The 15849-nt window shown below is 48.1% G+C and carries 13 protein-coding genes and 1 riboswitch; of the genes, 11 read left to right on the top strand and 2 right to left on the bottom strand.

Translation table 11 applies throughout. The features are described 5' to 3' along the window. Positions 1–91: 91 nt before the first annotated feature. The 3 genes from dnaI to uvrC all read left to right on the top strand — a co-directional run bounded on the left by dnaI (position 92) and on the right by uvrC (position 3727). Entirely contained in the window at positions 92–1039 is a 948-nt protein-coding gene (gene dnaI / locus MKX30_RS09290) for a primosomal protein DnaI (protein ID WP_023990150.1), read from the top strand. Positions 1040–1164: 125 nt separating this feature from the next. Further along, positions 1165–1482: a thioredoxin gene (gene trxA, locus MKX30_RS09285; RefSeq protein WP_010347861.1), complete on the top strand. Its 318-nt coding sequence runs from the start codon at positions 1165–1167 to the stop codon at positions 1480–1482. A 160-nt stretch (positions 1483–1642) separates the two neighbouring features. Continuing rightward, a complete protein-coding gene (gene uvrC / locus MKX30_RS09280; protein WP_023990149.1) occupies positions 1643–3727 on the top strand; it encodes an excinuclease ABC subunit UvrC in 2085 nt (694 codons plus the stop codon). On the opposite strand, the gene MKX30_RS09275 is transcribed toward uvrC, so the two are convergent. Beyond that, positions 3696–5426 (bottom strand): CPBP family intramembrane glutamic endopeptidase, encoded by a 1731-nt coding sequence (locus MKX30_RS09275; RefSeq protein WP_023990148.1) that lies wholly within the window; start codon positions 5424–5426, stop codon positions 3696–3698. The two genes, uvrC and MKX30_RS09275, sit on opposite strands and share 32 nt — an antisense overlap. A 261-nt stretch (positions 5427–5687) precedes the next feature. Then, positions 5688–5840: riboswitch (cyclic di-AMP (ydaO/yuaA leader) on the top strand. 588 nt (positions 5841–6428) lie between these two features. Here MKX30_RS09275 and MKX30_RS09270 point away from each other — a divergent pair. Continuing rightward, positions 6429–7769: a TrkH family potassium uptake protein gene (locus MKX30_RS09270; protein ID WP_341062749.1), complete on the top strand. Its 1341-nt coding sequence runs from the start codon at positions 6429–6431 to the stop codon at positions 7767–7769. A gap of 107 nt (positions 7770–7876) precedes the next feature. Next, entirely contained in the window at positions 7877–8554 is a 678-nt protein-coding gene (locus MKX30_RS09265; protein ID WP_023990146.1) for a potassium channel family protein, read from the top strand. A gap of 5 nt (positions 8555–8559) precedes the next feature. Here the strand turns inward: MKX30_RS09265 and MKX30_RS09260 are convergent, their stop codons facing one another. Beyond that, positions 8560–9465 carry a LysR family transcriptional regulator gene (locus MKX30_RS09260; RefSeq protein ID WP_076159680.1) on the bottom strand — a complete coding sequence of 302 codons (906 nt, stop codon included), beginning with the start codon at positions 9463–9465 and terminating at the stop codon, positions 8560–8562. 226 nt (positions 9466–9691) lie between these two features. Between MKX30_RS09260 and MKX30_RS09255 the strand changes: the two genes are divergently transcribed. From MKX30_RS09255 to MKX30_RS09230, 6 genes are all read left to right on the top strand, one after another. Further along, the gene (locus MKX30_RS09255; protein ID WP_023990144.1) at positions 9692–10366 is read left to right on the top strand and encodes a succinate dehydrogenase cytochrome b558 subunit; all 675 of its coding nucleotides are present in this window, start codon (positions 9692–9694) and stop codon (positions 10364–10366) included. A gap of 93 nt (positions 10367–10459) precedes the next feature. Further along, entirely contained in the window at positions 10460–12205 is a 1746-nt protein-coding gene (gene sdhA, locus MKX30_RS09250) for a succinate dehydrogenase flavoprotein subunit (RefSeq protein WP_013311796.1), read from the top strand. A gap of 19 nt (positions 12206–12224) precedes the next feature. Next, a complete protein-coding gene (gene sdhB / locus MKX30_RS09245; protein WP_023990143.1) occupies positions 12225–12992 on the top strand; it encodes a succinate dehydrogenase iron-sulfur subunit in 768 nt (255 codons plus the stop codon). A gap of 172 nt (positions 12993–13164) precedes the next feature. Further along, positions 13165–13974 (top strand): aminoglycoside N(3)-acetyltransferase, encoded by an 810-nt coding sequence (locus MKX30_RS09240; protein WP_341062801.1) that lies wholly within the window; start codon positions 13165–13167, stop codon positions 13972–13974. A 65-nt stretch (positions 13975–14039) separates the two neighbouring features. Beyond that, on the top strand, positions 14040–14984 hold the full coding sequence (locus MKX30_RS09235; protein ID WP_023990141.1) for a metallophosphoesterase: 945 nt from the start codon (positions 14040–14042) through the stop codon (positions 14982–14984). Positions 14985–15088: 104 nt separating this feature from the next. Then, positions 15089–15829 carry a metallophosphoesterase family protein gene (locus MKX30_RS09230; RefSeq protein WP_076295556.1) on the top strand — a complete coding sequence of 247 codons (741 nt, stop codon included), beginning with the start codon at positions 15089–15091 and terminating at the stop codon, positions 15827–15829. Positions 15830–15849 lie beyond the last annotated feature (20 nt).

The following is a 15849-nucleotide window of genomic DNA, read 5'->3' as shown; positions in this document are numbered from 1 at the left end:
AAAATCTGGTGGCAACAGCGATCGTAAGAATGATCCATCCGCGAAGCGTCTCCCCCCATAACTCTGCACATTTTAGAAAGGAGGAGCGTTCTTGGAATCACTGGGCGATTTGCTACAGCAGATGCAGAACCCTTCGTTTCGCCAGCGCACTCGCAATGTAGCCGATCAAGTTCTAAATGATCCGCTCGTGCAGGAGTTTTGTGCTGCGCATCCTGATGTGGACGAAACACAATTGCGACTCAACATGAGCATGCTCTTTCAGTATGCCCGGGATCGTCGAAATTGCGACAATTGTCCGGGGCTGGAACAGTGTCCTAACGATTTTCAGGGCCACTTTTGTAAGCTGGGCGTGGAATATCCGAATGGAACAGCCGAAATCGTGGACATTCGGACCCCATGTGCGAAGTTGGTTGCTTCCCAACATGAACAACGGGTGCGTCAGAGAATTAAAAGCTTTTATGTGGATGAACGGGCACTTCTGGAGGGATATAACGCTCTTGAGATTGCGCGCAAAGATTCACAACGTATGCCTGCCGTCACACAGCTATTCCGTTACATTGAAGAAACGAAAAGTCAGGGTCTATCCAAAAAAGGACTGTATCTGGAAGGTACGTTTGGTACGGGTAAAACTTTTTTGATGGGCTATCTATTGCACGAGCTGGCTCTGTCGGGTCTGAACGGTGTGATCGTGTATATGCCTGATTTTGTGGAGGACTTAAAGTCCATGATTCAGGATGGACAGAAGCTGAAGGAAACGACCGAAATGCTCAAAAATTGTGATCTGCTCGTATTTGACGATATTGGTGCCGAAAATTTAAGCCCGTGGGTACGGGACCATGTGATGGGTTCCATTTTGAATTACCGAATGAACCGCAAACCTACTTTTTATACTTCCAATTATTCGTTGCAGGGGCTGGAGAAGCATCTCAGCTTTACGAGCAAGGACGGAGAGGAAATGTACAAAGGACAACGCTTGATGGACCGGATTCGTCCTTTTGTAGATGTCATTACCGTAAAGGGAAAAAATCAGCGGGGGTAAGCGTTTATCCGTCTGCTATTTTGATATCTTACAATTAAAAGACTATTGTGATATAATTAAAAGGTGTCGAAACAGACATTACAGGTTATAATAATCTTGACTTTTCTATAAAGGAGGAACATACAATGGCAATTGTTAACGTGTCCGATCAATCCTTCAACGCAGAAGTCGAAGGCACAGGAACCGTTTTGGTTGATTTTTGGGCGCCATGGTGCGGTCCTTGCAAAATGATCGCTCCCATTCTGGAGGATCTGTCCACAGAAGTTGGCGACAGCGTCAAAATCGCGAAGGTGAACGTGGATGAAAATCCAGAGTCTGCTTCCCGTTTCGGCGTGATGAGTATTCCTACCCTGATCGTTTTCAAAGACGGACAGCCTGTTGATAAAGTGGTAGGTCTGAACTCCAAAGAAGCGCTGAAAAGCATGCTTACTAAACACCAATAATCATCGCATGTGACCCATGCTCCCGCGGGGGCTTGGTGGAGCGGCCATGAAAGGTCAATGCCTCCGGTTGTAAATACCGGGGGCGTTTTTGTGTATTATTCCTATATATTATAAGTAGTTAGTTGAGCAGTCATTAAGAATGGAAGGAGGAACCGGGCGAATGAAACCTTATGCGGAGGACTTGCAGAATCAGGAGAAGGCGCTGGAAAACATACGGCACAAATTAGCGTTACTGCCGGATGCATCAGGCTGTTACCTGATGAAGAACAGCGAAGGCACCATCATTTATGTCGGCAAGGCCAAAGTGTTGAAAAACCGGGTCCGTTCCTATTTTACAGGTAGCCATAACGGCAAGACGCAGCGATTGGTTTCCGATATCCGTGATTTTGAATATATCGTTACAGGTAGTAATATGGAGGCGCTCATTCTGGAGTGCAACCTCATTAAAAAGCACCAGCCGCGCTATAACGTGCTGTTGAAGGATGATAAAACCTTTCCGTATTTGAAAATTACGAACGAGGCACACCCCAAGCTGGAGGTGACCCGTCGCGTTCTGAAAGATAAAGCAAAATATTTTGGACCGTACCCCAATGCCTACGCGGCACATCAGACGAAAAAGCTGCTGGATCGCATGTATCCCTTACGCAAGTGTGGTGTGATGCCCAAGGAAGTGTGTCTGTATTATCACATGCATCAATGTTTGGGGCCTTGTGTGAAAGAGGTCGAGAAGGAAACGTATGAGCAGATTGGTCAGGAGATTGGTTCCTTTTTGAGCGGGGGACATGAGGAAATTAAAAAGGATCTTCAGCGTAAAATGCAGGAGGCCGCAGAGGAATTGTACTTTGAGCGGGCCAAGGAGTTGCGAGATCAGATTATCAGCATCGACGCGATGATGGAAAAGCAGAAAATCACCACATCGGATGCGAAGGATCGAGATGTATTCGGTTTTTCAGTAGATAAGGGCTGGATGTGTGTACAAATCCTATATGTCCGCAAAGGTAAAATGATCGAGCGCCATATGTCGACTTTTCCTTTCTACGGTGAGGCTTACAGTGATTTTATGTCCTATGTGACGCAATATTATAGTGACAACCCAGCAGTGCCGCAGGAAATATTGCTGCCGGATTCTCCTAAGCTGATGCAGGCAGAACAGGTCAATGTCGATCAACCGGTTGCGGCAGAAACTGCACTCCACAGTGCACCTCTAGCCGATGTTACTGGACAGACAGATGAGAAAGCGATACAAACGGAGACAGAGCATTCTGCTGACTCATTGCTGGTGGCTGAAGAACGAGCAGCTTATGCAGTAGCAACGAATCAAGGTCAAGTTGGTGACCAAGATGCAGAGATAAAGGAAACAGAAACCCAACTATCCGGTGGACTGGAGGACCCAGCTACGGCGGCTCTCGCTCTGGCTGAATGGTTGGATGTTAAGGTACTTGTACCGCAGCGTGGACTGAAAAAGCAAATGACAGGCATGGCGACGGAAAATGCACGTGTTGCTTTGGATGAGAAGTTTAAGCTGATCGAGCGGGATGAGGAACGGACATCCAAAGCTGCAAGCAATCTCGGACGTGCCATTGGGCTGGATAGCTTGCACCGGGTGGAGGCGTTTGATAACTCCAACATCCAGGGTTCCGATCCAGTCTCCGCCATGATCGTGTTTATTGATGGCAAGCCTGCCAAGAAGGAGTATCGAAAATATAAGATCCGTTCTGTGCAGGGACCCGATGATTATGAAACGATGCGTGAGGTTATTCGGCGTAGATATGAACGTGTGCTTAAGGAAAATCTGGAACGTCCCGACTTGATCGTTGTGGATGGTGGACGTGGACAAATTAAGGCGGCGACCGATGTACTGCAAAATGAGCTGGGTTTGTTCATTCCTGTGTGTGGTCTGGTGAAGGATGCCAAACATAGAACTTCCCAACTATTAGTGGGAGAGTCCTCTGAGGCCGTGACACTTGCACGCAATAGCGAAGAATTTTATCTGCTGCAACGGATTCAGGACGAGGTTCACCGTTTTGCCATCACGTTCCACCGCGAGCAACGCGGCAAATCTATGGTAACTTCCCGGCTGGACTCTATTCCAGGCATCGGCGAGAAACGGCGTAAGTTACTGCTCAAGCATTTTGGATCACTCAAAAAAATAAGAGAGGCCAGCGTTGAAGAATTCCGGCCTCTCTCTATTGGGGATAAGCTTGCGCGTCAGATTATAGCTGCCCTTCGGGAGGAGGAGTCGTAGAATACGGCTCCTCTTTTTTAATAGGTTCAAACATAATTCGATTTGGCTTTTTAGGACTAAACCAATAAATGATGTAACCCACAATGGCTGGAAGTAAGATCCAGAATAGACCAGCGCTCACATTCACAGTGTCTCCCAGACTCATTACACTAAGCCCCATTAGAATGCTGTCAAAAATAACGTGGCTGAACATGGCGGCAATAAAACCGTAACGCAGGAACACAAAACTGAACAGCAAGCCAAGAAAAGTCAGCTCAATAGGTCTGGAAATCACCGGATAGATCGGATAAAGTGTATGTCCCAGTGCCCAAATCAGCGTGGTGATCAGACAAGCAACAAAAGTGTTTTTCACTATTTTTTTGACCATCGGAATACCAAACAGACGGTAGACAGTCTCTTCTCCAATACCTGCCATCCAGGCCATAATCGGCAGTAACCATGGATAAGCCATATTGTAAGGGGATTGCGTGGCATCTGTTGTGGAGAATGTATTAAATGTGCGCTCCAGTATAAAGAATAAGATGGATTGTACCCCGAGTAAAATAAAGGCCCACAAGTAGCCAACATACATACTGCGAAGCACATACAGCCCGTAGCCCGGCTCTTTCGCACGCGGCCATGCATTCAGTCCAACCTGACGCATAAGTCCGTCACCGCCGACCAAGGAGAAGTAGAGCGCTACTGCCATGAAGAAGGTAACACCAATCTGGAACACCATAAGAAATATAAGCATGCCCTTACCGCCTGCTTCTGCTTGCAATAAAGGCAGCATGTTCATTGTCCCAGCTATACTTGCAATAAAGTATATAACGGACAGAACAATGCCGCGTACAAATGAAGTATGTCGTCGGGTGAGTGACGCATACACAATGGCAAGAACACCCAGCACAAAGCTAAATAGGGCATAACCCGCATAGGTCATCCAATTCGCCCAAAATGTTTGCTTTTCGATATAATCGGTATAGGACGACGGGGCCGAAAAGCTTTGAGAGAAGGAGCGAACATCACCGTCTTCGAAAGTAAAAGCCAGTGTAAGTACCGAGGCGCCGATTTTTTTATCGTCTACGGTATACTTTAATCCACCTTCTTTTTCAGTGGTGGCGAGCTTCAAGTCCGACGGCTTAAAGCCAAAGCGCTTGACCCATACTGCGGCCGCCTGCTCCTTGGCTTCAAGCGTCATGCCGTCCTCAGCTACACGTATAAGCCTGTTACGTGCTTCTTCATCCGTAGAAATATCAGCCTGTGTGTAATTGGTACTGGAGGTGATCCGTTTAAAGCTAACGACCTTCCCAGTGGATAAATCCACATGAATTTGCAGTTTGCTTTTCGCTGAGGATTCAGGCAGATCAACCCGAAAGGTTTCGTAAGGGTAATTTTTCTTCCATGTACGGTCGTACTGTTGAAGCAGTTTTTCTCTAGATAAATAACCGTACAAATCTGTTTCGGCCTGATAGGTCACGACAGGCTCCTCTGGCTGTGATTCAGTATAGCCCAACTCGGAGCGGGCAAAGTCCAATGCGTGTATGACCGCTTCTTGTTTGCTGATGACCTTTGCGTTCATTACTGATTCTGGACTCGGATTACTAAGCGAGGGAATAAGCAATTGAAAGATAAAAAAGCAAATCAGGCCAATCCCGCCCAGCAAGCCTAATTTTTTGAAGTTGGCCGTGAGCACGACCGGTTTCCCGATAGGATTCATGAGTTTCCTCCTTAATCTGTAAATAAGAACATCCATTAAAGATATCATACTGCACAGGTTCCCGCCAACAGACCAGCGATATTCATGAAAATAGAGTGAAAGCACTTTAAAGTTCCAATAAAATAAGATAAGCTGCGATTAAACGATGCCCATTCGCAAAATAAAGCCAATTTCACGTTTTTTCGGCGAAATCGGTTTTGTGATCTGGATATAGAAGGATTATAATCTTGAGGCAATGCCTATAAAATACATAGGTAATGATATACAGTTGAGCCGAATTTCTATGAGAAAACGGGGGAACCATGTTACTGGGGTGAATTTTACAGCCGATCCTGCTGGATTGGATGTGTAAATAGGGCATACTGTGCTGCCCGAATCCGTCAGCTAACCTCGTAGGCTATGAGCAGGAACCAAGTCAGGCACTCGGTTTTCCGGTGTCTTTTTTTGTGTGTATATGTGCGTGTAAAAGTTTGCTGAGTTAAGTCGCTGCGCGTTCCATTTGATCTTCCGATCGCTGTTGACTCTGAATTTTATTGAATTAGGAAACCCTAATAAGGTTAAAATTCAGACTCAAAGGCGAGCGCTACCGCTTCTCCAGATCCAAATGGACCGCTGCGCTGCTGCCTGCCTTAAAGTCACCAAACGTTTCATTAGGTAGTGAGGTATGAAGTAGTGAGTATTGAAAGGCAAAAGTATCCCGCTTTGCGGATACTTTTCTGTTTTATAAAAGAAACGGACGAAAGAAACTGAAAAGAGATTGGTGATTTTATGAGATGGCAGTAGCGGAGGGGACAGAATTGTTCTGAAGAAGCAAAGCGTTTGCCTGAAAGCTTTCCGTAGGAAAGCTCGCATCGTAAGCATAAGCTATCACCGGATTTTAACCATTAAAGGGCTTATAGAATTAGAAAAGTATCCGGGGGTAACAGCAATCGGAAGAATAATCTGCACCCGGAGCGATCTCCATGCTCATAATTCACCAAGTAGGAGAGAAGTGATGAATAGATGAATCCCAATGCAAGCTGGCTCCGGCTTTCTCCACCGCAGATATTCGTTGCGGGCTTTGCCATTATCATTCTAATAGGTAGTTTATTGTTAATGCTGCCGATCTCCAATACAACAGGAAAGCCACTTGCGTTTATAGACGCTTTGTTTACTGCCGCTTCCGCGACCTGTGTTACAGGGCTTGTCGTAAAGGATACGGGGACCTTTTTTACAACCTTTGGTCAAGTTGTTATCGCTGCGCTCATTCAGATCGGCGGCCTGGGCTTTATGACTATGGCTACCTTGATCGCGCTGGTGTTCAAACGTCGGATTTCCTTACGGGAGCGCCTCATTTTACAGGAAGCGATGAATCAGACCTCTGTCGAAGGAATTGTCGGATTGATTCGTAAGGTGCTGCTGTACTCGCTGGTCATTGAGGGCGTATGTGCTGCAATATTTGCGATTCGCTGGTCGTTTGATATGCCTGTAGGCAGGGCGATTTATTTTGGGATTTGGCATGCCATCTCCATGTTTAACAATGCTGGTTTTGACTTATTCGGGCACTTTCGCAGCCTGACAGGTTATGTATATGATCCGATTGTTAATTTTACAGCTATGTTCCTGATTATTTCAGGCGGCATTGGTTTTGTAGTGATGTCGGACCTGGCAGAATATCGCAAGCGCAAGAGACTGTCCTTGCATACTAAGGTGGTACTCAGCATGACGGGCGCTCTGATTGTAGTCGGCACGCTCGCGATTTTTGTATTTGAGTTTACGAATCCAAAGACTCTTGGCTCGCTTGATTGGGGTGGTAAACTGCTGGGATCTTTATTCCAGTCCGTTACCCCCCGTACCGCAGGTGCCAATACGCTGGACATCGGAGGCTTGCGGCAGGCTACGCAGTTTTTTATCATCATACTCATGTTTATTGGGGCTTCCCCTGGCTCCACTGGAGGCGGGATTAAGACCACAACATTCGCGCTGCTCATTGGAGCCGTGATTTCGATGCTACGGGGGCGTGAAGATATTGTGCTGTTCAGGTACCGACTTGCGCAGGGACGAATTTACAAGGCTTTGACCATTACACTGCTGGGGCTGCTGTTCGTGATCGGGGTGACCATGATTTTGTCGGCAACCGAAGATCATCATTTTTTGATGATCTTGTTCGAGACGGTGTCTGCGTTTGGTACGGTGGGGCTGTCGATAGGGCTTACACCTGATTTGACAGTCATAGGCAAGCTGGTGATTACCCTGACGATGTTTGCAGGTAGACTGGGGCCACTCACGCTAGCTTATGCACTGGGGCCGAAAAAGGGTAAAGAATTATATCGTCATCCGGAAGGCAAAATGATTATAGGATGAATCATTTCATGATAAGTAGTATACATTTCGTTGATTTAATTATTTCAGGATTTTTGCAAAATCCTCATTTATGAAATTGATTCAGATAAGGGAGTTTTCGAGTAGATATGAAAACGCAGCAGTTTGTAGTTATTGGCTTGGGACGGTTTGGCTCAAGCCTGGCTTTGCAATTGGTGGATATGGGGTGCGAGGTGCTAGGCATTGACCGGAATGAGGATGTGGTGGACAGTATGAGTGAGATGTTGACACATACTGTCGTTGCGGACGCTACCGATGAAGACTCGTTGCGATCACTGGGCATCCGTAATTTCGATTGCGGCATTGTTGCTATTGGTGATGACATTCAGGTAAGCATCCTGACCGCCATTTTGCTGAAGGAGCTGGGTGTGAAAAAAGTCGTAGCCAAAGCCATATCTGTGCTGCACGGGCGTGCGTTAGAGAAGCTCGGTGTGGACCGGATCATTTATCCAGAACGGGATATGGGTATCCGGGTGGCTCATCAGCTAGTCACGCCTAATTTGCTCGATTATTTGGAGTTGTCCAAAGAATACAGTATTGTGGAACTCAATGTACCTGCATGTCTGAATGGAAAAACGCTAGCAGAGCTAAATGCCCGTACTCGCTTTGGTTGTAGTGTCGTGGCGCTTCATACGGCGAACGGTATCCTGATCGCACCGACGGCTATGGATCGGCTAAAAGCAGACGATATTATGGTCATCATCGGCTCGAATGACAATATCGGTCGCTTTGAGGATGAGGTTGTTAATGTCAATGAAGAGGGCTAAACCCTCTACACCATACGGTAGCCTGCAAACGACGCACGTGTCTCGCTAATCCAGCGTCGTGCTGTCGGACCGAGATCGGTCGTCTCCGAGTAAATGAGGGAGGTCGTTCGGCGTGTCTCCTTCAAATCGGGCAAGTATAATGCAGTGAGTCCATTATCCCGTAATAGTTCGCTGCGCAAATAGGATTTGGGTAGCAAGGCGGAAGCCTTACAGGTTGGAAGCAGGCGTACAATTGCCTCGAAGGAGTCGATTTCCATGCGGATATCCGGCATGATGCCGCTGCGCTGGAATAAGTCATCCGTCAGACTGCGGTACCAGGTTCCTTTGGAGAATATAATCATCGGCAATCCTTGTAGATCTTTCATCGAGGCCGTTCCTGTCTTGACGGTTAATTCATGTCCAATGGGAACAACAAGCTCCAAATGATCATCAAATAGCGGAATGCAACGCAGTCCGGCTTCATGAATGGCAGACCCGACAATACCGGCGTCTGCTTTTTTATCACGTACAAAGGCGACGATTTCATGGGTTTTACCGGTGAGCAGCTTCAGCTCGGTTTGAGGATGCTTGCTCATGAAAGCTTCGACGAGGGTAGGCAGCGTCGTTTGGAGTGTCGTGAGGCTTGCGCCGAGTGTAAGCATACTCTGGGCTTCATTTTTGTGCTGGGACAGCTTTTGTAAAAAGCGAAGCTGTCGTTGCCGTTGCTCTAGTGCGAATGTATAAACAAATCGGCCAGTGGACGTAATTTCGAGCCGTTTGCCCCGACGATCAAAGAGATTCACACCCAGCTGTTCCTCCAGCTTGGCAATTTTGCGAGACAGGGCAGGTTGGGACAGATTCAGCAGTTTGGAGGCTTTATTCAGGCTGGACTGCTCGACAATGACGGCAAAAGCGTTCAAATCCTCAAACAAATCATCCACTTCCTCTCTATATGCAAAAAAGACATAATAATTAATACGTATATTGCAATTCCATTATAAGCCGAAAAGGAGTAACATGAAAGCGACACAAGATGTTCACACTTTTGTTTTTCCTTATAAGGGACACCTTGTTGGACATTTCCTGTCGGGAACTGTCATTTTATATGTTATATTACTATTGAAAACGCTATTATTGGGAGAAGGGAGCATGACCTAGATGAGAGGATTTTATTCCAGAAAGCTGCATTCGCTTCTTGGCGTCATTCCGTTGGCTCTATTTTTTGTTGAGCATTTGGTGACGAACTTCACAGCGGTGGAGGGCGGCAAGGAAGGATTTAATCGCAGCGTGGCCTTCCTGAATGGTTTGCCGCTGGTTATTGTGCTAGAAACGTTATTCATCTACTTGCCATTACTGTTCCACGGAATTTATGGCTTGTATATCGCTTATCAGGCTGACCCGAATGTCAAAAGGTTCGGCTATTCACGTAACTGGCGCTTTCTGTTCCAGCGTATTTCTGGCGTCATTACATTTGTATTTATTATCTGGCACGTATACGACACACGCTTTCAGGTAGCTCTGGGTAAAGTAACTCATGAGGAGCTAGGCGGCGTTATGCATGGCATCGTGACGAACCCGGTTTATTTCATTTTGTATTTAATCAGTGTCGTTTCGGCATCCTTTCACTTTGCTAACGGACTGTGGGCATTTATGGTCAGTTGGGGGATTACTGTGGGACCACGTGCGCAAAAAGTATCTTCTTATATCTGTATGACCCTGTTCGTGGTGGTGTCTATCGGCTTCATCGCTTCCCTGCTTGCATTCCGCAGCGCGGAATTTCAGGAAACGGCAACTGCCTTGGTGCAATGCAGCGCTTTTAAACAGCTACTGTAAATGAGTCATATCCATTATACATCGTGTTGAGATTCTATTTTTAAACGTAAAAGGGGATTTGGTTAAAATCCTGAAAAAAAGGAGTGAGCAGAAATGGCAGCATCCAACATTATTGTCGTGGGCGGCGGTCTGGCAGGTCTAATGGCTACGATCAAGGCGGCAGAGGCGGGAGTTCACGTTCATTTATTTTCTTTGGTTCCGGTCAAAAGGTCCCACTCCGTTTGTGCTCAAGGCGGCATCAATGGTGCGGTAAATACAAAGGGTGAGGGAGACTCACCCTGGATTCACTTTGATGATTCGGTCTATGGCGGGGACTTTCTGGCCAACCAGCCTCCGGTAAAAGCGATGTGCGAAGCGGCTCCAGGGATCATTCATCTCATGGACCGCATGGGCGTCATGTTTAACCGGACACCGGAAGGACTGCTGGACTTCCGTCGCTTCGGCGGTACCCAGCATCATCGGACCGCCTTTGCTGGCGCGACGACAGGACAGCAGCTTCTGTACGCTCTCGATGAGCAGGTACGGCGCTGGGAATCTGCTGGTTTGGTGACCAAGTATGAAAATTGGGAGTTTTTACAGGCTGTACTGGATGATGAAGGCATCTGTCGAGGGATTTGCGGGCAGGATTTGCGTACGATGGAAGTGAAGACTTTTGCAGCAGATGCAGTTATTTTGGCGTCTGGTGGCCCCGGGATTATTTTTGGTAAAACCACGAATTCCGTCATTAATACGGGCACAGCTGCTGGTGCGGTGTATCAGCAAGGCGTACGCTATGCGAACGGTGAGTTTATCCAGATTCATCCGACGGCTATACCAGGGGATGACAAGCTGCGTCTCATGTCCGAGTCGGCACGGGGAGAAGGCGGTCGTATTTGGACGTATAAGGACGGTAAGCCATGGTATTTCCTCGAAGAAAAGTATCCGGCTTACGGAAATCTGGTCCCTCGCGATATTGCAACACGTGAAATATTCAGTGTATGCGTTGATGATGGACTGGGTATTAATGGCGAGAACATGGTCTACCTCGATCTGTCCCACAAGGACCCGAAAGAGCTGGATGTAAAGCTGGGCGGAATTATTGAAATCTATGAAAAATTCGTCGGTGACGATCCGCGCAAAATCCCGATGAAAATATTCCCGGCTGTTCATTATTCAATGGGCGGCATGTGGGTCGATTACAATCAGATGACGAATATACCGGGCTTGTTCGCGGCTGGTGAGTGTGAATTCCAATATCATGGTGCGAACCGTTTGGGTGCGAACTCGTTGCTGTCAGCCATTTACGGCGGGATGGTAGCTGGACCTAAGGCTGTGGAATATATCAAAGGCTTGAAAAAATCTGCACAGGATATAGCTACTTCCGTATTTGATGCGGCAGTTAATCAGCAGACGGAGAAGTATGAGCGTATTTTGCATATGGACGGAAAAGAAAATGCTTATGTTCTTCATAAAGAGCTGGGCGAGTGGATGACGAACAACATGACTGTGGTTCGTTATAATGACAAGCTGGAAGCTACGATCCACAAGATCAAGGAGCTGAAGGAGCGTTACTCTAACATTAACATCAATGACGCTTCGCGCTGGAACAATGCGGGTGCGGCGTTTACACGGCAACTGTGGAATATGATGGAGCTGGCCGAAGCGATGACCAAAGGTGCGCTATTGCGCAACGAAAGCCGCGGGGCCCATTACAAACCAGACTTCCCGGATCGCAACGATGAGGATTTCCTGAAAACGACGATTGCGGACTGGACACCGGAAGGACCACAAATCTCGTATGAAGCGGTGGATGTTTCGCTGATCAAGCCGCGTATTCGGGATTATTCCAAGAACAAATAACGGAAGGGAGTGTATTTAGATGTCGGAGCAAGCAGTGAAGTCGAATAAAACAGTGAAGTTCGTTGTGACCCGTCAAGCTGATCCTAAAGCCAGTTCCTATACGGAAGAATTCGAATTGGCTTATCGTCCGGGGATGAATGTGATTAGCGCGCTGATGGAAATTCAGCGTAACCCGGTGGACAGCCACGGTAAAGAGACGGCTCCGGTGTGCTGGGAGTCGAATTGCCTGGAGGAAGTATGCGGAGCATGCTCCATGGTGATTAACGGCAAGCCGCGTCAGGCCTGTGCAGCGCTCGTCGATAAGCTGGAGCAGCCAATTACGATCGCGCCGATGAGCACGTTCCCGGTAGTTCGGGATTTGGTCATCGACCGCAGCCGGATGTTTAATGCGCTCAAGAAGGTCAAAGCGTGGATTCCGATTGACGGTACCTACGATCTGGGTCCTGGTCCTAGAATGGCAGAGAAAAAGCGTCAGTGGGCGTATGAGCTGTCCAAGTGCATGACCTGCGGTGTCTGTCTGGAAGCTTGCCCGAACGTCAACGAGAAGACGACGTTCATCGGACCTGCGGCGATTTCTCAGGTTCGCCTGTTCAACAGCCATCCGACAGGGGAAATGAATCAGGAAGAGCGGCTGGAGGCGTTGATGACGGACGACGGGCTGGAAGGGTGCGGGAACTCGCAAAACTGCGTACGCTCTTGCCCGAAAGGCATTCCGTTGACAACTTCTATTGCCGAAATGAACAAGGAAACGACCAAGCATATGTTCAAGCGCTGGCTGACTGTATAGCACTAGACAGCGAATAGGTTATGCACAAACAGGCTTTTTCTCAAACTGGAGAAAGCCTGTTTTTTTGCGCTCAGGAATGATGGAGGGTAACATGGAGAAAGGAGCGCGGGATAGCAGTTATGGTATAATTATGGTATTGTGTATCGTTTTTGGTGAAAAGGAGGCTGGACAGGTGACTGTGCAACCGATAACGAATCGACCTGTCACTAGGTCGGATGTAATGAAGGGATTAAAGGATCTGGGAGTTCGGAGCGGCATGACATTGCTTGTTCACTCGTCGATGCGCAGCTTTGGACGCTTTGTTCCAGGCGGGGCCTCGGCCATTCTTGCCGCGCTAACCGAAGCGGTTGGTCCGGAAGGGACGCTGGTAATGCCGACACAGTCTCATGACTTGACTGATCCCTCGACTTGGATGAACCCGCCTCTGGATGAGTCATGGTGGGAACTGGTACGCGAGGAAATGCCCGCTTATGATCCGGCTTGGACGCTGACCGGAGGGATGGGCGTCATTGTAGAAACGTTCCGTGGTCTGCCGGGAACCAAGCGCAGCGGGCATCCGCATGTTTCTCTGGCGGCACGTGGACCTGCTGCTTCAGACTTGCTGGAGGCGCATGAGCTTGATTTTGGGCTGGGTGAGCATTCGCCCTTGGCAAAGCTGTATGAGGCAGATGCCTATGTACTGCTGTTGGGCTGCGAACATGACAGCAACACGTCCTTGCATTTGGCGGAATATCGAACAGCCTATAATGGACGAGAAGTGATCACGCATCAAGCTCCTATGATGGTGGATGGAGCAAAAGCGTGGGTATCTTTTCAGGATTTTAATATTACCTCAGATGACTTTGAGAAGCTGGGACTTGATTTTGAACGGGACTGTCCCTCAGCCTTTATGCGGGTGAACATTGGGGAGGCTTCATGTTTTTTCGCGAGGCAACGTGATTTGGTAGACTATGCGGAGCAGTGGTTGTCCAACTACCGCTAAAGCTTCTGGACAGTAAGAATTTCTAAAAAGTGAGATCAAGGAATAGATTGCAGGGGGGAATGCATATGGAGAAGACGCCGCACACCCGCCGCGAGAGTCAGGATGGCCCGCATCAGGGGTCCGCTATCCCTCCCGGTTCTTCGCGGCGTTCCATTTCAAATGAACCAGCCAATCCTTCGCGCCGCCATTTTTTGAAAAAAGCGGCTTTAGCCACAGCCGGAACCGCGCTTCTGGCTGGAGGATATGCTTCCTTATGGGAGCCTAATCATTTGGAAATTACACGCTTCAACTTGTCTCTCCCTCGTCTTCCGTCTGCTTTTGACGGAATCAGGGTCGTACATTTTAGTGATGTGCACTTGGGTTTTCACATGGATGAGCAGGATCTACGCGAGCTTGCGGACCGTATAGCAGGTCTGAAGCCAGATTTGCTCTGTTTTACAGGCGATATTGTGGATGACTATGCAGTATCCATGAAGGCTGCTGTTCCAGTTATGGCTTCTATGCACGCCACACTTGGCAAATTTGCTATTCTGGGCAATCATGATTATAGAGGCTTACCAGCCGGAGTACAGGAATTGTATCCGAAAACCGGGTTTACGTTGCTGAGAAACGAGCATGCGATTGTAGAGCTTGCGGGACAGCGTGTAGCCTTGGTCGGTTTAGAGGATAACATCATGGGCAAGCCCAATCCGCAGCGCGCCATTCACGGACTACCTGATGAGATGTGCAAGCTCCTGCTGATGCATGAGCCGGACTATGCAGATGTGGCGGCGCAAATGTCCTTTGATCTTCAACTGTCAGGGCATACGCATGGAGGACAGGTACGCTTGCCGGTCATTGGAGCGCCGATGCCGCCTCCGGGTGGACGCAAGTACATCCAGGGATTATTTCATGTGGGAACGGAGAGAATGCCGCTGTATGTCAGCCGAGGCATTGGCATGACACATCTGCCGATTCGCGTGCTGTGCAGACCGGAGCTTAGTGTCATTACGTTAAAATCCGGCCAATAGGCCATGATCTTTTTTTCATCTTTATCATATATGTTGGAACTACATAAAGATGGCTCGAATGTAGTGTAGAGTGTAGTCGTTTCGGACAAAGGAGTGAGGTTCAGATGGATCGTATTGCTGTCATTTCAGATATTCATGGCAATTGGCCTGCCTGTGAGGCGGTGCTGGAGGATATTGCTTCCCGAGGCATTAGCCGTGTGTTTTGTTTGGGGGATCTGATCGGCAAAGGGCCTAGCCCGTGCGAGGTTCTGGATGCTGTCCGTCAACGTTGTGAAGTGGTCGTGCGGGGGAATTGGGATGAGCTGGTTAGTATTACGGATGATCTCAATTTTAGCTGGCAAGCCGAACGCTTGGGGGCAGAACGAGTGCAGTATTTGGCACAGTTACCGTTTCATTATGATTTCAGAATGAGCGGACGCCGTATCCGTCTGGTGCATGCCTCGCCGCAAAGTGTATATCACCGTGTGCAGCCATGGGATGAGCCGGAAAAACGGCTTGCCATGTTCGATCCGTTAGCAGAAGAAAATGGAAAAGTTGCTTTTGCTCCGGATGTCGTGGGATATGGTGATGTGCACAATGCTTTTATCCAGCATTTTCAGGGAAAAACACTTTTTAACGTCGGTAGTGTCGGGAATCCGTTGGATGTTACGCAGGCTTCCTACTGCATTTTAGAGGGGGAGATGGGAGAGGAGCAGCCTGCGTCCTTCTCCATTCATTTTGTACGTGTACCTTATGATATAGAACTGGCGGTAAAACAAGCGGAGGAAGCTGCTGTACCTTCTTTGCCGTATTATATTCGAGAGCTGCGTACAGGAATTTACCGGGGGATTCAGGACCTGGATTAAGTATGGAAACATTCATTTCT

Origin of the sequence: Paenibacillus sp. FSL P2-0173, from assembly GCF_038008045.1 — a bacterium.
GTDB lineage: Bacteria > Bacillota > Bacilli > Paenibacillales > Paenibacillaceae > Paenibacillus > Paenibacillus polymyxa_B.
The sequence above is the reverse complement of the archived record's forward strand: the minus strand, read 5'-3'. Positions and strand labels throughout refer to the sequence as shown.